Here is a 16,302-nt window from a genome sequence, read left to right on the forward strand (position 1 = left end):
CCTCACGTCAGTCCACAACAGCCTCTAGGCCCTCGCCCGGAAGCGGGCGGCGAAGAAGCCGTCCAGCCCGCCGCGTTCCGACCAGAGATCGGGCCGGGTGCGCAGCGCCCCGTCCCGCGTGACGGCTTCGGCGAGGCCGGGCACCTCCTTCGGCCGCACCGGATCGAGTTCCAGCCCCAGCGTGGCGGCCGTGGCCAGATGCGCCTCGCCCTCCTCCGGCTGCAGCGAGCAGGTGGCGAAGACCAGCCGCCCGCCGGGCTTCAATTGCCGCGCCGCCGCCGCCAGCATCCGGCGCTGCAGGTCGGCCAGCGGCGCGATGTCCGAGGCGCGCTTCAGGAAAGGCACGTCCGGGTGCCGGCGCATGGTGCCGGTGGCGGTGCAGGGCGCGTCCAGCAGGATGGCGTCGAACCGCTCCGCCGGCGCCCATTCCAGCACGTCCGCGACCGCCAGCTCCGCCTCCAGCCCCAGGCGGCGCAGGTTCTCGCCCAGGCGTCCGGCGCGCTTCGCATCCTTCTCCACCGCCGTGACCCTCGCCCCGGCGGCGGCGAGCTGCGCCGTCTTGCCGCCGGGCGCGGCGCCGAGATCGGCCACCCGCTCCCCCGGCCGCGCCGCCAGCAGCCGCGCCGGCAGGGCGGCGGCGGCATCCTGCGCCCAGAACCGCGCCTCGCCCGCCCCGGACAGATCCGAGAAGCGCGTTCCGGCCGGAAGGCGCAGCGTGCCGGTGGGCAGCAGCTCGCCCCCTTCCGGCGGGGCAGCGCCCGGCATCAGGCTGAGGTCCAGCGGCGCGGGCTCGCGATGCGCACGGGCGATGGCGCGCACCGCCGGGCCATAGGCGGCGTGCCAGGCGCCCCAGAGCCAGGGCGGCGTGTCCAGGCGCTCGGAATCCAACCCCTCCAGCGCCGCCGGCCCGGCCTCGGCCACGCGGCGCAGCACCGCGTTCACCAGCCCCGCCAGCGGCTTCGGCGCCAGCCCCACCGCGGCGGAGACGGCGGCATGGGGCGGCGTGCCGAGCAGGAGCAGGTCCGCCGTGCCGATGCGCAGCGCCAGCCGCGCCGGGGCCGGGGGCTCCCGCCGCAGCCAGGGCTCCAGCAGCGCGTCGATCGTGCCCAGGCGGCGCAGCACATGGGAGGCGAGGCGGTGCGCGGCGGCCCGGTCACGCGGCTCCAGCGGCGGCAACGCGTCCAGCGCTTCCTCCAGCGGGCGGTGGCGTTCCAGCACGGCGGTCAGCAGCGCCGCGGCGGTGCTTCTGGTCGGATTGATAGTCATGTCACGCTCCGTATGTCCCCGCCGTGCCGCGCATGCTAGAGGCGGCAGGGCCGCGGAGTGTTTTTCCCCGCGCCCGTTCCCGTTCCGGCACCGCGCATGGTCCCGGACGGGAACGCGGAAGAACCATGCCTCGTTGGACGGGTTCCGGCCTTCGCCATCCCGTCGCCCCAAGGGATCGATCGACTGGTGCAGCATCTCCTCGACAGGCTGCCGGAGGCGCGGCGGCCAAGGCTGTTGCTGAGCCTCCTCTGCCTGCTCCTCTGGCTCCCCGGCTTCTTCACCCTGCCGCCCGGCGATCGCGACGAGAGCCGCTTCGCCCAGGCCTCCCGCCAGATGGTGGAAAGCGGCGACTGGGTGCGCATCCGGGTGCAGGACGAGGAACGCAACAAGAAGCCCGTCGGCATCTACTGGGCTCAGGCCGGCGCCGTCACGGCGCTGGAGGCGGTGGGCATCCCGGCCCGGGGGAGGATCTGGGCCTACCGCATCCCCTCCGCCCTGGGGGCCTGGCTGGCGGTGCTGGCCACCTTCCAGTTCGGCCGGGCCCTGGTCGGGCGGCGCGCGGCCTTCCTCGGCGCGGCGCTGCTGGCCGCCAGCATCCTGCTCTGCGTCGAGGTGCATATCGCCAAGACCGACGCGGCGCTGCTCGCCACGGTGGCGGCCTCGATGGGGCTGATGGGCCGGGCCTATCTCTCGCCCGGCACCTTCACGCCCCGGCAGGCCGCCGGCTTCTGGCTGGCGCTGGGGGCGGGCATCCTGCTCAAGGGGCCGATCGGGCCCATGGTGCCGCTGCTGACCGGCATCACCCTGGCCGTGGCCGACCGCCGCGCGCCCTGGCTGCGGGCGCTGCGGCCCGGCTGGGGCGTGCCGCTGATGCTACTGCTCTGCGTGCCCTGGCTGGTGGCGATCGGCGTGGCCACCCAGGGCCGCTTCTTTTCCGAGGCCGTGGGCAACGACATGCTGGCCAAGGTCGGCTCGGGCGAGGAGGCGCATGGCGCGCCGCCCGGCACCTACCTGCTGATCTTCGGCCTGACCGCCTTTCCCGGTGCCTTCCTGGTGCTGCGCGCCCTGGCGGGGGCCTGGGCCTCCCGCCTCCAGCCCGGCACGCGCTTCCTGCTCGCCTGGGCGGCGCCGACCTGGATCGTCTTCGAGGCGGTTTCGACCAAGCTGCCACACTACGTCCTGCCGGCCTTCCCGGCGCTGATGCTGCTGGCTGGGGCCTGGGCGATGGACCCGCTGCGCCGCCCCGCGCCGCGCTGGCTGGCCGGGCTCGGCTGGGTCGCGCTGGTGTTGGTGGCGGCCGGGCTGGCGGTGGCGCCCTCGGTGGTATTCTGGCTGTCCGACCGGCGCGTGGACCCCTTCGCCCTGCTCGCCATCCCGGCCGCGGCGGTGCTGGTCTGGCGCGTGCTGCACCATGCCCGTGGCGGGGCGTCGGGCCCGGAGGAGCATGTCCGCCCCGGGAATGTTGTCAGCCTCGCCGCTGCCTCCCCGGGCTTCCCGGCCTCTGGCGCCCTGCCCTCCGGCTTCAGGCTTCCCGGCTTGCGGCCATCGGGCCGCGGCAACGGCCAGCCGCCGATGCCACGGCCGGGCGGGGCGGCCAGGCCCCAGGGCTGGCCGCGCGCCGCCCTGGCCGCCGTGCTCTGGTCGGTCCCGCTGCAATGGGTGGTGATGCAGGCCACCCTCCCCCGGCTGGAGGCGCCCTGGGTGGCGCCGCACCTGGCGCAGGCCGTGGCCGAGGCCGGGCGGGGCATCCCCGGCGGGCTGCCGCCGGAACGCGTAGGCCTGCTCGGCTTCCACGAGCCCTCCGCCATCTTCTCGCTGGGCACGCGCGTCACGCTGCTGGACAGCGGGCAGGCGGCGGTGGCCTTCCTCGCCGCCGGGCGCAACGAGGGCGAGACCCGGCTCGTGGCCGTCGAGGCCCGCGAGGCGCCCGCCTTCCAGGCCGCGCTGGCCGCCGCCGGGATGCGGGCGCGGGAGGCCGGGGCGGTGGAGGGCTACAACTACACGCGCGGGCGGCGGGTGCGACTCTCCCTGGTGACCGTGGCGCCGTAGCGGGGTCCGCGTCCCGGCTCGGGGGAGCCGCGCGCCGGGGAGCCCACACCGGGGAGCCCACACCGGGGAACCCCGGGCCGGGGCGGGCGTTAGCGCGCATATCCGGCTTTTTGAGGAGAACGCGCATGGTCGAGACCCGCAGCGACCGGGATGCCCAGAACAAGGTCTGGGACATGATCCGGCACATCAAGGTGGCGACCATGGTGACACTGGACGCCCAGGGCCATTTCCGCGGCCGGCCGATGTGGGCGCAGCAGGAGAGCTTCGACACCACCCTGTGGTTCTTCGCCCGCAAGGATTCCCCCGTGGTGCGGGAGATCGCTGCCGATGCGCGGGTGCTGCTGTCCTATGCCGAGCCGGGCAAGCAGGACTATGTCAGCCTTTCCGGCGAGGCGAAGAGCTTCACCGACCCCGCGAAGCAGAAGGAACTCTGGAGCGAAGGCATGCGCGCCTGGTTCCCGGAAGGGCCGGAGGACCCCTCGCTGACGCTGATCGCGGTGGAGGTGGCAGGCGCCGAGTACTGGGACGCGCCCTCCTCGAAGATGCTGCACGCCTATGGCTATGTGAAGGCCATGGCCACCGGCAAGCCGCCCCAGGGCGGCGAGAATGCCAAGGTCAGCTTCGCCTGATCTCCTCTGGGCGGTCCCGGGCGGCCCGGTCCCAGAGCCCGTCCCGTGGCGGTGCCACGGGCCGGCTCCCCGGCGGACGCGATCCGCAGATCCCCCGAAGCGCCGCCCAGGAGGCATCGTCCAGGGCTGGGCCACGCGCCGGCACCGGCGGCAGGTCGGACAACCTCCGGCCCGTGGGCGGGTGCGTGCTGAGATAGCCCAGGATCGCCGGCTCCCTCCCTTCCCTGTCGGCGATGCGCGTCAGGAAATCGCGCAGCCCCCCGGTGCCGATCCCGCTGCGTTCCAGCGCGGCGGCGGCCCAGACATCCGCCTCGGCCTCGAAACCCCGGCTTCCGGACAGGACGGCCGCCCCCGCGGCCGGGGCGCTGATCCCGGCATAGCCGGTCACGTAGCCGGTGAGCAGTTGCAGCCCCATGGCACGCGCCAGGGCCCGCATGGCGTGATTCCTGGACACATGGCCCAGCTCGTGCGCCAGGATTCCCGCCACCTCGGCGCTGTCCCCGGCCTGGTCCAGCAGCCCCCGCATCAGCACGATGCGCCTGCCGGGAAGGGCATAGGCGTTCACCGCGGGGCCATCGAGCACCATCGCCTCGACATTCGCCAGATCCGGCGCCAGCCTTCGCACCAGACCGTCCAGCGCGGCCTGCCCCTGCGGCTGCGTGCAGCGCGGCATGGACAGGTGGTCCGCGAGGATCCGGTCCGCCAGCGACCGCTCCGTCGCCGTTGGAACGAGGCGAGCCGCCATATCCGCCAGGACCGGGCCGCCGAAGAGGAAGGCGGGCAGCACCAGGCAGGCGGCCAGCACGCCAAGCGCGGCCACGACCCGTCGCCGCCGGTGCTGCCGGGTCCAGCCCTGCTCGCGCCGCAGGGCGTCACGAAGGGCTTTCGCCCTGTCGCCGGACAGCAGCAGGCGCATGCCGTCCCGGGAACTGCCCCAGGCGCAGGACAGCCCGAACTCGCCCGGCAGATCCAGGGTCACGCGCAGCCCGGAAAGCGCCCAGGCCATCCCATGCCCGTTTCCGCCCTCCACCCGGATGTGAAGCTCCCCATCGGCGAGGCGGACCATCGCGGGGGAACCGGCCGCGCTCCGCCCGTCATAAAGGGTGGCGGCCCATTCCCCATCGCCCGGCCTGTCCGCGCCCATTCTCAGAAGACCGAGGCCCCGGCGCCCAGGACATCCGCCAGCCCCTCGCCATGGCCGGGGCGGTAGCCTTCCGCCTGCCACACCCGCGCCAGGCTCATCTCCCCGGACAGCAGCAGGTCGTCCGCGAAGAAGCAGAGGGAGCGGTGCTGCGCCAGGGGCCAGAGCAGCCCCAGGCTGAGCCAGACGAGAAGCGCATTGTCGAACAGGAACAGGGCGACGCGCAGGGTGCCGCGCCGGCTGCGGAAGCGCAGTTCCTCCAGGCTCGTGCTCCGCACCGTCAGGCGCCACTGCGCAGCCTGGATCAGCGACCCGGCCAGTTGGAGCGACAGGAGGAAGACCCCGCCCACGGGCAGCATCAGCACCATGAGCCGCTTGCCGAGCGCATCCTGCACCGCCGGGTCCACCCGGCCCCCGCCCTGGAAGAGCGCCGCGTTCTGCAGGATGGGCGGCAGCAGGAAGGCCGCCACGGCGGCGAAGGTCAGGATGGCGGCCAGCAGGGCCGCCAGCAGATACCACGGGAAAAGCTGACCGCCCCGGCCGGTGAAGGTGAACCGCGCCGTGCCATAGGATGTCTCGCCCAGCGTCCAGCGCAGCGAGGTCGCGGCCATCCAGGGCAGGGAGAGGCCCAGGGTCAGGAAGCTCAGGAACATCCGTCCCAGCATCCCGGCGCCATAGCGCCAGGGCGAGCCGGACAGGTGGAAGGCGACCCCGTTCAGCAGGGTGCGGCTCAGCAGATAGCGGCGAGCGGTGAAGGCACCAGCGAAGCCGAGCAGGCCGGCGGGCAGGTAGAGGGCGAAGGAAGCCAGCCGCGCGGCCTCCGGCGCGAGCATCTGCGTCAGGCCCATGGCGAACAGGAGCGGGACGATCACGAGAAGGGCGAGAAGGAAGCCCCGGAACAGTTCTCCGCCCGTCCCGGTATATTCCAGCCTCTGCCCATCCAGGCTGAGGTGCTGCCAGACATGGCGGCGCAGCCGCGTGCGGGCCCAGAAGCGCCAGATGCCGAGGGTCAGCACGGTCAGGAGAAGATTGAGGAAGAAGATCCGGTAGAGATCCCCCAGCCGCCCGTCATAGCGCAGGCGGTGGCCGGGCGCGGCCCCCGGGGCATGCTCCGGCACTGGTCCCTGGCTGGACATCCTTCGAATCGCTCTCCGAACCGTTCGTCCGGAGAATTATCGCATTGGTGCAACCCAAAGGTGTATAGGCAAAATCTCTTTTTCTGGATTTTGCCTAACGCGCTGGCTTCGGCGTCTCGCCCGAATAGTCGTAGAAGCCCTTGCCCGTCTTCCGGCCCAGCCAGCCGGCATCGACATACTTCACCAGCAGCGGCGAGGGCCGGTACTTGCTGTCGCCCAGCCCCTCGTGCAGCACCCGCATGATGGACAGGCAGGTGTCCAGGCCGATGAAGTCGGCCAGTTCCAGCGGCCCCATCGGCTGGTTGGTGCCGAGCTTCATGGCCGTGTCGATGGACACCACGTCGCCCACCCCTTCCTGCAGGGCGGTCACGGCCTCGTTGATCATCGGCAGCAGGATGCGGTTGACGATGAAGCCCGGATAGTCTTCCGCCGAGGCCACCGTCTTGCCCAGGCGCTTCGCCAGCGCCTCCACCGCCCGCACGGTGGCCTCCTCGGTGGCAATGCCGCGGATCACCTCCACCAGCTTCATCACCGGCACCGGGTTGAAGAAGTGCATGCCGATGAAGCGACCCGGCCGGTCCGTCGCGCTGGCCAGGCGGGTGATGGAGATGCTGCTGGTGTTGCTGGCGAGGATCGCTTCCGGCTTCAGCCCCGGGCAGAGCCCGGCGAAGATCTTGCGCTTCAGCTCCTCGCGCTCGGTCGCGGCCTCGATCACGATGTCGCAGCCACCCAGCCCCGCCATGTCGGTGCCGGCCGTGATGCGCCCCAGCGCGGCCTCCTTGTCGGCGGCCTGGATCGTGCCCTTGGCCACCTGCCGGTCCAGGTTCTTCGCCATGGTGGCGCGCGCCTTCTCCAGCGCCGCCTCGCTGACATCCACCAGCGTCACGGTGAGGCCGGACACGGCGCAGACCTGCGCGATGCCGTTGCCCATCTGCCCGGCGCCGATCACGCCGACGGAAGCGATCTCCAAAGCCTCTTCTCCCTCTCGCGATGTTGCAGCGCCGCCCCGCCCCGCGGGAGCCGCGGGCCGGGGCGGTTCCGGAACGGGGGCCGAAGCCCGCCGCTGCTCAGCCCTTGTCGAGGGCGGCGGTCAGTTCCGGCACGATGGTGAAGAGGTCGCCCACGAGGCCGTAGTCGGCGACCTGGAAGATCGGCGCCTCCTCGTCCTTGTTGACGGCCACGATCACCTTGCTGTCCTTCATGCCGGCGAGGTGCTGGATCGCCCCCGAGATGCCGAAGGCCATGTAGAGCTCCGGCGCCACGATCTTGCCGGTCTGCCCCACCTGGTGGTCGTTGGGCGCATAGCCCGCATCCACCGCCGCGCGCGAGGCACCGACCGCGGCGCCCAGCCCGTCCGCCAGCTTGTCCAGGATCGCGAAGTTCTCCGCCGAGCCCATGGCGCGGCCGCCCGAGATCACCACCCGCGCCGCCGTCAGCTCAGGGCGTTCGCTCTTCGCGATCTCGGCACCCACGAAGCTGGACACCCCCGGATCGGCCGCCGCCGCCGCGCTTTCCACCGGGGCGGAGCCGCCCTCGGCCGGCACCGGGTCGAAGGAGGCGGCCCGCACCGTGATCACCTTCGTCGCATCCGCCGACTTCACCGTCGCCAGCGCGTTGCCCGCATAGATCGGCCGCACGAAGGTATCGGCATCCACCACGCCCGAGATGTCGCTCACCGGCTGCACGTCCAGCAGCGCGGCGGCGCGCGGCATCACGTTCTTGCCCACCGCCGTCGCGGGGGCCAGCAGGTGGGAGTAGCCGGGCGCCAGCTGCACCAGCAGCGCCGCCAGCGGCTCGGCCAGCATGTGCCCGTCGCCCTCGGCATGCAGCACCTTGGCGATGCCGGGGATGCCGGCGGCGGCTTGCGCCGCGGCGGCGGGGCCGGAGACCAGGAGATGCACTTCGCCGCCCAGCTTCCGGGCGGCGGCGATGGCGGAACGGGTCGGCTGGTTGACGGCGGCGCCGTCGTGATCGGCCAGGACGAGGACGCTCATCTCAGATCACCTTGGCTTCGTTGCGCAGCTTGTCCACCAGCTCGGCCACCGAGCCCACCTTCACGCCCGCCTGGCGCTTCGGCGGCTCCTCGACCTTCAGCGTGGTCAGGCGCGGGCCCGCATCGACGCCCAGGTCGGCGGGCTTCACCGTCTCGATCGGCTTCTTGCGCGCCTTCATGATGTTGGGCAGCGAGGCATAGCGCGGCTCGTTCAGGCGCAGGTCGGTGGTCACCACCGCCGGCAGCTTCAGCGACACCGTCTCCAGCCCGCCATCGATCTCGCGCGTCACCTTCGCGGTGCCGTCGGCGATCTCCACCTTCGAGGCGAAGGTGCCCTGGCCCCAGCCCAGCAGCGCCGCCAGCATCTGGCCGGTGGCGTTCATGTCGTCGTCGATGGCCTGCTTGCCCATCACGATCAGCCCCGGCTGCTCGCGCCCGGCCAGCGCCTTCAGGATCTTGGCCACCGCCAGCGGCTCGACCACGCCCTCCTGCTCCACCAGGATGCCGCGGTCGGCGCCCATGGCGAGCGCGGTGCGGATCTGCTCCTGCGCCTGGGTGGGGCCGACGGAGACCGCCACGATCTCGGTGGCGATGCCCTTCTCCTTCAGGCGCACCGCTTCCTCGACCGCGATCTCGTCGAAGGGGTTCATCGACATCTTGACGTTCGCCGTCTCGACGCCCGTCCCGTCCGACTTCACCCGTACCTTGACGTTGTAGTCCACCACCCGCTTCACGGGCACGAGAAGCTTCATCTTGTTTCCAGCCGTTTCCCGAGACGATGGCGGGACCAGTGCCCGCCGGAGGATCGGCCCGCGCATCGGCGGACCAGGTGCCGCGGACCATAGGGCAGGGAATTACGGGCTGGCAAGGCGGGGAACCCCTGCCACGATGCCCCCCCCCCTAGCGGCGCGTCAGCAGCAGGAGCAGGGCGAAGAGCCCCAGCGCCAGGGCCTGGAGCCCGACGCGCCAGCGCATCAGCCGGTTGGACCGCGCCCCGGCCCCCGTTCCGCCCACCATGCCGATCATGCCGGCGAAGAGGACACCGAGCGTGGCCAGCATGGCGAGCGCCACCAGGATGGTGAGGAGCGTGATCATGCGATCAGAGTTGTGCCGGAACGGCCGGAGTGCAACGCCCCGGCCCGCATCGCCGCCGGACGCCCGCATGGCTGGCGAGGGTGCCCGGCGGCGATGCCCGATTGACCGGCACGGCGGGGCGCGGTCCAAGGCGCCACCATGCCCCGTCGCCCTTTCGCCAGGCTTCTGGCCCTGCTGCTCCTGGCCAGCCTGATCCTGGCCCTGCCGCTTCCCCTGGCCAGCCCAGGGGCACTGACCCGGATGGCGCTGGCTCAGATGGCGCCGGCCGAGCCCCTGCCGCCCGCGCAGGCGGTGCCCCCGCCCCGGCAGCGCCCGCTGCCCCGCCCCGCCCCGCCGAGGCTTCACCGGCGCCGCGCCCGGCTCCGCCGCCGGCCGCCCATAACGGCAACCAGCCCGCCAGCCCGGGCCGCGCCGCCAGCCTGCCGCCGGGCGAGGCCGAGCGCATGCTGGGCGTGCTGCGCGACGAGACCCGCCGCAACGAGCTGATCCGCAGCCTGGAAACCCTGGGCGCGGCCGAGCGGGCCAGGCGCGAGGGCGGCACCCCCGCCCCGGCCGAAGCCCCCGCCGGGGCCCTTCCCCCGGCGCCCGCATCCGCCTCTTCCGCCGCGCCTGTGGAGGGAGCGGCCGCCCCGCCCTCCGCCGCGGCCGCCCCCACCGCGGAGGCTCCCGCCACGCCCCAGGCCAGCTCCGTGGTGGTGCCGAACAACCTGGTCGGCCAGATCGCCAGCGGCGCGGCCGAGCGCCTGCGCCATGCGCTGGACCAGGTCATGGCCGGTGCCCGCGTGCTCGCCGACCTGCCGGCCGTGGCCTCCTGGGCCTCCGGCGTGGCGCGCGACCCGGTGGCGCGGGTCCGCATCACCGATGCCGCCTGGAAGATGCTGCTGACCTTCGGCCTGGGCGTGCTGGCGGAGATCGCGGTCTATCACCTGCTGCGCGTGCCGCGCCGGCGGCTGGACGCCATGGCCCCGGCCCCGGGCGGCCGCTGGAACTGGCTGCGCCGCGTGCCCGTCGTGGCCGGGCGCCTGCTGCTGGACCTGCTGCCGGTGCTGGGCTTCGCCCTGGTCGCCTATCCGATGGTGGAGGCGGTGCGCCCCCTGCCCACCACGGAGCTGGTGCTGCTCACCATCAACAATGCCTATGTGCTGTGCCGGGCCATCATGATGGCCTCGCGCATGCTGCTCTCGCCCGCCTCGGCGCATCTGCGGCTGGTCCGCATGCCGGACGAGACGGCGGCCTACTTCACCCGCTGGCTGCGCCGCATCGTGGGGCTGTCGGTCTTCGGCTATGCGCTGGCGGAGGCCAGCCTGCAGTTCGGCGTCCCCTGGGCGGTGCATGACGGCATCATCCGGCTGATCATGCTGCTGGTCTCGCTGATGCTGGTCATCGTCGTGGTGCAGAAGCGCCAGGTGGTCGCCGGGCTGCTGCGCGCCCCGGCCCTGCCGCCCGGCGAGGAGCCCTCGGGATCCCGCGCCGCGCTGCGCACGCTGCGCAACCGCCTGGCCGAGATCTGGCACGTGGTGGTGATCCTCTGGCTGCTCGCGCTCTGGGGCGTCTGGGCGCTGGAGGTACCGGACGGCTTCTCGCGCCTGCTGCGCGGCACCGGGGCGACGCTGCTGATCCTGGGCGTGGCCAAGGGGCTCGATGTCGGCCTGCGCCAGCTCCTGGACCGCGCCATGGCGCTTCCCGCCGGCCTCGCCGCCCGCTATCCCGGGCTGGAGCTGCGCGCCACCCGCTACGGGCCCCTGTTGCGCAGCCTGGTGAGCGGCGTGCTGACCGTGGCGGCCCTGCTTCTGCTGCTGGAGGCCTGGGGCATCGGCGCCTTCGCCTGGTTCACCCAGGGGCGGCTGGGCTCGCGCATCCTGGGGGCGCTGGGCTCCATCGGCGTCAGCGCGCTGGTGGCCATCCTGGTGTGGGAGGTGGCGAACAGCGCCATCGCCCGCCAGCTCACCAAGGCCTCGCGCGAGGGCCAGGCTGCGCGCTCGGCCCGGGTACGCACCCTGCTGCCGATGATGCGCACGGCGCTGATGATCGTGATCCTGATCTTCCTGGTGCTGAACGTGCTGAGCGAGATCGGGGTCAACGTGGCGCCGCTGATCGCCGGCGCCTCGGTCGTCGGCGTGGCCATCGGCTTCGGCTCGCAGACGCTGGTGAAGGACGTGGTGACCGGCCTCTTCCTGCTGCTGGAGGACGCGGTGGCGGTGGGCGACAGCGTCACCCTCGGCACGCCGCCGCAGACCGGGGTGGTGGAGCGGCTCTCGATCCGCTCCATCCGCCTGCGCGCGGTGGACGGGTCAGTGCACATCATCCCCTTCTCCGCCGTCACCTCGGTCACCAACATGACCCGCGACTTCGCCTTCGCCATGCTGGAATTCTCGCTCTCCTATGGCGAGGACACCGACCGCGTGGCCGAGGTGCTGCGCCAGATCGCGAAGGAGATGCGGGCCGAGGCACGCTGGAGCGGCGCGATCCGCGACGACCTGGACGTCATGGGCGTGGATCGCCTGCTGGAGACCGGCGTGGTGCTGCGCGCCCGGCTGAAGACCGAGCCCTCGCAGCGCTTCCCGGTGGGGCGGGAGATGAACCGCCGCATCCAGGCGAGGTTCGAGGAGCTGGGCATCGTCATCCCTTCCCCCTGGCGCAAGGCCGCCACGGAGGAGGACCAGATGCATGCGACCGGCGCGAGTGCCTGACCTCTGCCATGCCTCCGGCGCGGGCCAGCTCCGCGCCGGTTTTGTCCGGGCCGCCTGTACAGCCGCCCGAAGCCCGTCCTAGGCTCGCAAGCATGACGGTCCGGACCTTCACGCGGCGAATTACACGCCCGGTCGCCTGAGCGCCGCCCGGGGGGCCATCCCCCTCCGAGGCGGGCGAAGAGCGGCCGGGACAATGATCCGTCACCCCCTCTTCGCCGCGTTTTGTCCGGAGGCCTCCAGAGCCATGTCCGACCACCTTCCCGTCGCCGCCCGCTTCAGCCTGCTCGCCGAGCCCTCGCCCGGCCTGTTGCCGCGCGCCATGCAGCCTTTCGCCAAGCGCGACCTCGTGCCCGACCATTTCGCCTCGCACCGCGAGGGCGGCACGCTGCGCCTGTCCTTCGGCATGAAGGCCATGCCGGCGGAGATGGTGAACCTCGTGCGCGGCGACCTCGCCCGCCTCGTCGGCGTGCTGGAGCTCCAGGTGGAGCAGGGCGAGATGGAGCGCGGCCCCGCGGTGCTCGCCGTCGCCGCCTGAGCACACGAAGCCGCGAGGGCGGCCGCGCCCGTTGACACGGCCCGCGCCGCGTGGCCCTGATGCGGGCATGTTCCAAGGGGGGTCCCGGTCCAGGGGCTGAGATAGCGCTGGGGCATCCTGCCCGCCGCGCTGACCCTTTGAACCTGATCCGGGTCATGCCGGCGAAGGGACAGGAACGGACCGCCACGGGCCGGGATATGATTCCGTAGGCGTCCCACCCCGACGTCACACCAGACGACCCGGATCTCCGACCATGCGCAGGTGCAGGAGATCCGACCGTGCCAGACAGCCTTCCCCCGAAATCCCCGCCGGCGATCGGCGAGGTCGTGACCGGCCCGATCCCGGGCTCCCGCCGCGTCTATGTGGAATGCCCGGCGCGCGGCTTCCGCGTGCCCTTTCGCGAGATCGCGGTGCATCCCTCCGCCAAGGAGCCGCCCGTCACGCTCTACGACGCCTCCGGCCCCTATACCGACCCCGAGGCGAAGGTGGACATCGCGAGCGGCCTCGCCCGCATCCGTGACGCCTGGGTCCGCGCCCGGGGCGATGTGGAGGAGACCGAGGGCCGCGCCATCCGGCCGGAGGACAACGGCAACGTGTCCGACAGCCACCGCGTGCCGCAGTTCCCCGGCCGCATCCGCCCGCTGAAGGCGAAGGCCGGCGCGGCGGTGACGCAGATGGCCTATGCCCGGCGCGGCATCGTCACGCCGGAGATGGAGTTCGTCGCCATCCGCGAGAACATGCGCCGCGAGATGCTGCGCGAGGTCATCCGCGACGGCGAGGATTTCGGCGCCAGCATCCCCGATGTGGTGACGGCGGAATTCGTGCGCGACGAGATCGCCCGCGGCCGCGCCATCATCCCGAACAACGTGAACCACCCGGAATCCGAGCCGATGGCAATCGGGCGGAACTTCCTGGTGAAGATCAACGCCAATATCGGCAATTCCGCGGTCAGCTCCTCGGTGGCGGAGGAGGTGGACAAGATGGTCTGGGCGATCCGCTGGGGCGCCGACACCATCATGGACCTTTCCACCGGGCGCAACATCCACGACACGCGCGAATGGATCCTGCGCAACGCCCCCGTGCCGGTCGGCACGGTGCCGCTGTACCAGGCGCTGGAGAAGGTCGGCGGCGTGGCCGAGGACCTGAGCTGGGAGGTGTTCCGCGACACGCTGATCGAGCAGGCGGAACAGGGCGTGGACTACTTCACCATCCATGCCGGCGTGCGCCTCGCCCATGTGCCGCTCACCGCGCGGCGCGTCACAGGCATCGTTTCGCGCGGCGGCTCGATCATGGCCAAGTGGTGCCTGGCGCATCACCGGGAAAGCTTCCTCTACACCCGCTTCGACGAGATCTGCGAGATCATGCGGGCCTATGACGTCGCCTTCTCGCTGGGCGACGGCCTGCGCCCGGGCTCCATCGCCGATGCCAACGACGCGGCGCAGTTCGCCGAGCTGGAAACGCTGGGCGAGCTGACCCAGGTCGCCTGGAAGCACGACTGCCAGGTGATGATCGAGGGCCCCGGCCATGTGCCGATGCACAAGATCAAGGCCAACATGGACAAGCAGCTCGCAGTCTGCGGCGAGGCGCCCTTCTACACGCTCGGCCCGCTCACGACCGACGTGGCGCCGGGCTATGACCACATCACCTCGGCCATCGGCGCGGCGATGATCGGCTGGTTCGGCACGGCGATGCTCTGCTACGTCACGCCGAAGGAGCATCTGGGCCTGCCGGACCGCGACGACGTGAAGGCCGGCGTGATCGCCTACAAGATCGCCGCCCATGCCGCCGACCTCGCCAAGGGCCACCCCACGGCGCGGGCCTGGGACGACGCGCTGAGCCGCGCGCGCTTCGAGTTCCGCTGGGAGGACCAGTTCAACCTCGGCCTCGATCCGGAAACGGCGCGCGCCTACCATGACGAGACGCTGCCCAAGGAGGCGCACAAGGTCGCGCATTTCTGCTCCATGTGCGGACCCAAGTTCTGCTCCATGAAGATCAGCCAGGACATCCGCGACGAGGCCATCCGCGCCGCCGCCGAGGAAGGCATGGCCGAGATGGCGGAACGCTTCCGCGACGGCGGCAGCCAGATCTACAGCCCCGCCGCGGAATAGGGCCGGCACGCCGGGGCGGGGGGTGCCCCCGCCCCGGCATAGGATTTGCCACGCATCCGGATCGTCTCGCGGGCGGTCACATGGCTGCCCTGCTTTGACACGGTTTTCGCCCTGCGGGAGCCTCCATCCGGACTGGTGGAGAGATATCCATGACAGCGGCCTGGAACAGCGGCGACACGCTTCTTCTCATCGCCGCCGCCGTCGCGCTGGGCGCGATCGTGCTGCTGATCGCCTGGGGGCGGATCGCGGCCTTCCTCGCCATCATGCTGGGCGCCGGCGTCTTCGCCGCCATCACCGGCCTGCCGATCGAGAAGCTCACCCCCGCCTTCGAGCATGGCGCGGGCGGCGTGCTGGGCGATATCGGCGTGGTGATCGCCCTCGGCGCCATGCTGGGCGGGCTGCTGACCGCGGGCGGCGCGGCCGACCGCATCGTGGACGGCGTGCTGCAGCATGCCACGGCGCGCAGCCTGCCCTGGCTGCTGGCGCTGGTGGCCATGCTGATCGGCCTGCCGCTCTTCTTCGAGGTCGGGCTGGTCATCATGATCCCGATCATCTTCGCCATGGCGCGGAAGACGAAGCTGCCGGTGATGCAGGTCGCCATCCCCGCGCTTGCCGGCATGACGACGCTGCACGCGCTGGTGCCGCCGCATCCCGGGCCGCTGATCGGCATCGCGCAGCTCCATGCGGATCTCGGCCTGACCCTGGGCTTCGGCCTGCTGATCGCGGTGCCGGCGGTGGCCCTGGCCGGGCCGCTCTACAGCAAGGTGATCGTGCGCATCCCCTCGATGCGCGAGGCCGGGCAGGCCGCGACGCAAAGGAAGGAGGAGCAGCATGGCGAGGCCTGGGTCACGCCGGGCTCCCGCCCCTCCTTCACCCTGTCGCTGCTGGTGCTGCTGCTGCCGGTCGCGCTGATGCTCTGCCGCACCGTGGCGCAGGTGGCGCTGCCGCCCGGCGCGGCGCGGACCCTGCTGGAGGCCGTCGGCGCCCCCATCGTGGCCCTGGCGGCCAGCGTGGTCTTCGCCGCCATCGCCCTGGGCTGGGCCCGCGGCGCCACGCGGACCGAGGTGGGCAAGGTGATGAGCGCCGCCCTGCCGCCCATCGCCATCCTGCTGCTGACCATCGGCGCGGGCGGCGGCTTCAAACAGGTGCTGGTGGAGGCCGGCATCACCGGCACCCTGGGCAAGATCGCGCAGGACACCGGCATGCCGCTGGTGCTGCTCGCCTGGCTGATCGCCGTCTGCCTGCGGCAGGCCACCGGCTCCGCCACCGTGGCGACCACGGCGGTGGCCGGGCTGATGGCGCCCCTGGTCGGCGGCTTCGGCCTGACCCCGGCGCAGACTTCGCTCCTCGTGCTCGCCATCGGCTCGGGCTCGGTCTTCTTCTGCCACGTCAACGATGCGGGCTTCTGGATGATCCGGGAGTTCTTCGGCCTGCGCCTCGGCCAGACGGTCTGGGCCTGGTCGGTGCTGCAGACCATCGTGTCCGTGACGGGGCTGGTGCTGACCGCCCTGCTCTGGGGCCCCGCGGGCTGGATGGGCTGACGGCGCGGGGGGCAGCCAGCCCGGGTTCAGGGGGCCATGTAGATCGGGCGCTCGGTGATGGAAACGAGTTGCCCGCCGGGCGTGAGGGCGTTCCGGCCGCGTCCGGCGGGCCGCGTCGC

At 72.3% G+C, this 16,302-nt stretch carries 13 protein-coding genes and 1 riboswitch; of the genes, 6 read left to right on the plus strand and 7 right to left on the minus strand.

Features of this window, described 5'->3' with window-relative positions; genetic code table 11:
• Positions 1–24: 24 nt before the first annotated feature.
• The gene (locus CTJ15_RS13350; protein ID WP_058389787.1) at positions 25–1,266 is read right to left on the minus strand and encodes a transcription antitermination factor NusB; all 1,242 of its coding nucleotides are present in this window, start codon (positions 1,264–1,266) and stop codon (positions 25–27) included.
• 186 nt (positions 1,267–1,452) lie between these two features.
• Between CTJ15_RS13350 and CTJ15_RS25135 the strand changes: the two genes are divergently transcribed.
• On the plus strand, positions 1,453–3,315 hold the full coding sequence (locus tag CTJ15_RS25135; protein WP_058389786.1) for a glycosyltransferase family 39 protein: 1,863 nt from the start codon (positions 1,453–1,455) through the stop codon (positions 3,313–3,315).
• Positions 3,316–3,440: 125 nt separating this feature from the next.
• Entirely contained in the window at positions 3,441–3,944 is a 504-nt protein-coding gene (locus tag CTJ15_RS13360) for a pyridoxamine 5'-phosphate oxidase family protein (RefSeq protein WP_019461991.1), read from the plus strand.
• Here the strand turns inward: CTJ15_RS13360 and CTJ15_RS13365 are convergent.
• The 6 genes from CTJ15_RS13365 to CTJ15_RS13390 form a co-directional block, all read right to left on the minus strand.
• The gene (locus CTJ15_RS13365; RefSeq protein WP_058389785.1) at positions 3,931–5,088 is read right to left on the minus strand and encodes a M48 family metallopeptidase; all 1,158 of its coding nucleotides are present in this window, start codon (positions 5,086–5,088) and stop codon (positions 3,931–3,933) included. The genes CTJ15_RS13360 and CTJ15_RS13365 overlap by 14 nt on opposite strands.
• 2 nt (positions 5,089–5,090) lie before the next feature.
• The gene (locus tag CTJ15_RS13370; protein ID WP_079253527.1) at positions 5,091–6,221 is read right to left on the minus strand and encodes a DUF898 family protein; all 1,131 of its coding nucleotides are present in this window, start codon (positions 6,219–6,221) and stop codon (positions 5,091–5,093) included.
• Positions 6,222–6,315: 94 nt separating this feature from the next.
• Positions 6,316–7,152 carry a 3-hydroxybutyryl-CoA dehydrogenase gene (locus CTJ15_RS13375; RefSeq protein WP_058389789.1) on the minus strand — a complete coding sequence of 279 codons (837 nt, stop codon included), beginning with the start codon at positions 7,150–7,152 and terminating at the stop codon, positions 6,316–6,318.
• A gap of 136 nt (positions 7,153–7,288) precedes the next feature.
• On the minus strand, positions 7,289–8,215 hold the full coding sequence (locus CTJ15_RS13380; protein WP_019461987.1) for an electron transfer flavoprotein subunit alpha/FixB family protein: 927 nt from the start codon (positions 8,213–8,215) through the stop codon (positions 7,289–7,291).
• A gap of 1 nt (position 8,216) precedes the next feature.
• Positions 8,217–8,966, minus strand: a complete 750-nt coding sequence (locus CTJ15_RS13385; RefSeq protein WP_019461986.1) for an electron transfer flavoprotein subunit beta/FixA family protein — start codon at positions 8,964–8,966, stop codon at positions 8,217–8,219.
• Between the two features lie 148 nt (positions 8,967–9,114).
• Positions 9,115–9,309: a twin transmembrane helix small protein gene (locus CTJ15_RS13390; RefSeq protein WP_058389783.1), complete on the minus strand. Its 195-nt coding sequence runs from the start codon at positions 9,307–9,309 to the stop codon at positions 9,115–9,117.
• Positions 9,310–9,752: 443 nt separating this feature from the next.
• Between CTJ15_RS13390 and CTJ15_RS13395 the strand changes: the two genes are divergently transcribed.
• The 4 genes from CTJ15_RS13395 (at position 9,753) to CTJ15_RS13410 (ending at position 16,183) form a co-directional block, all read left to right on the plus strand.
• On the plus strand, positions 9,753–11,999 hold the full coding sequence (locus CTJ15_RS13395) for a mechanosensitive ion channel family protein (RefSeq protein WP_099781618.1): 2,247 nt from the start codon (positions 9,753–9,755) through the stop codon (positions 11,997–11,999).
• A gap of 244 nt (positions 12,000–12,243) precedes the next feature.
• Positions 12,244–12,534, plus strand: coding sequence for a hypothetical protein (locus CTJ15_RS13400; RefSeq protein WP_019461983.1), 291 nt, complete (start codon positions 12,244–12,246; stop codon positions 12,532–12,534).
• A gap of 65 nt (positions 12,535–12,599) precedes the next feature.
• Positions 12,600–12,722: riboswitch (TPP riboswitch) on the plus strand.
• Between the two features lie 90 nt (positions 12,723–12,812).
• Positions 12,813–14,642 carry a phosphomethylpyrimidine synthase ThiC gene (thiC, locus tag CTJ15_RS13405; protein WP_058389873.1) on the plus strand — a complete coding sequence of 610 codons (1,830 nt, stop codon included), beginning with the start codon at positions 12,813–12,815 and terminating at the stop codon, positions 14,640–14,642.
• A 149-nt stretch (positions 14,643–14,791) separates the two neighbouring features.
• Positions 14,792–16,183, plus strand: a complete 1,392-nt coding sequence (locus tag CTJ15_RS13410) for a GntP family permease (protein ID WP_058389872.1) — start codon at positions 14,792–14,794, stop codon at positions 16,181–16,183.
• The last annotated feature ends 119 nt before the right edge of the window (positions 16,184–16,302 follow it).

It is taken from the genome of Roseomonas sp. FDAARGOS_362 (assembly GCF_002754815.1).
GTDB lineage: Bacteria > Pseudomonadota > Alphaproteobacteria > Acetobacterales > Acetobacteraceae > Roseomonas > Roseomonas mucosa.

Excerpts from the sequence above, each read along its gene's own strand:
- CTJ15_RS13400 (WP_019461983.1), top strand. The coding sequence starts at position 12,244 with ATGTCCGACCACCTTCCCGTCGCCGCCCGCTTCAGCCTGCTCGCCGAG.
- CTJ15_RS13365 (WP_058389785.1), bottom strand. The coding sequence starts at position 5,088 with ATGGGCGCGGACAGGCCGGGCGATGGGGAATGGGCCGCCACCCTTTAT.
- CTJ15_RS13380 (WP_019461987.1), bottom strand. The coding sequence starts at position 8,215 with ATGAGCGTCCTCGTCCTGGCCGATCACGACGGCGCCGCCGTCAACCAG.
- CTJ15_RS13385 (WP_019461986.1), bottom strand. The coding sequence starts at position 8,966 with ATGAAGCTTCTCGTGCCCGTGAAGCGGGTGGTGGACTACAACGTCAAG.
- CTJ15_RS13390 (WP_058389783.1), bottom strand. The coding sequence starts at position 9,309 with ATGATCACGCTCCTCACCATCCTGGTGGCGCTCGCCATGCTGGCCACG.
- CTJ15_RS13375 (WP_058389789.1), bottom strand. The coding sequence starts at position 7,152 with ATGGGCAACGGCATCGCGCAGGTCTGCGCCGTGTCCGGCCTCACCGTG.
- CTJ15_RS13360 (WP_019461991.1), top strand. The coding sequence starts at position 3,441 with ATGGTCGAGACCCGCAGCGACCGGGATGCCCAGAACAAGGTCTGGGAC.
- CTJ15_RS13395 (WP_099781618.1), top strand. The coding sequence starts at position 9,753 with ATGCTGGGCGTGCTGCGCGACGAGACCCGCCGCAACGAGCTGATCCGC.
- CTJ15_RS13410 (WP_058389872.1), top strand. The coding sequence starts at position 14,792 with ATGACAGCGGCCTGGAACAGCGGCGACACGCTTCTTCTCATCGCCGCC.
- CTJ15_RS13350 (WP_058389787.1), bottom strand. The coding sequence starts at position 1,266 with ATGACTATCAATCCGACCAGAAGCACCGCCGCGGCGCTGCTGACCGCC.
- CTJ15_RS13370 (WP_079253527.1), bottom strand. The coding sequence starts at position 6,221 with ATGTCCAGCCAGGGACCAGTGCCGGAGCATGCCCCGGGGGCCGCGCCC.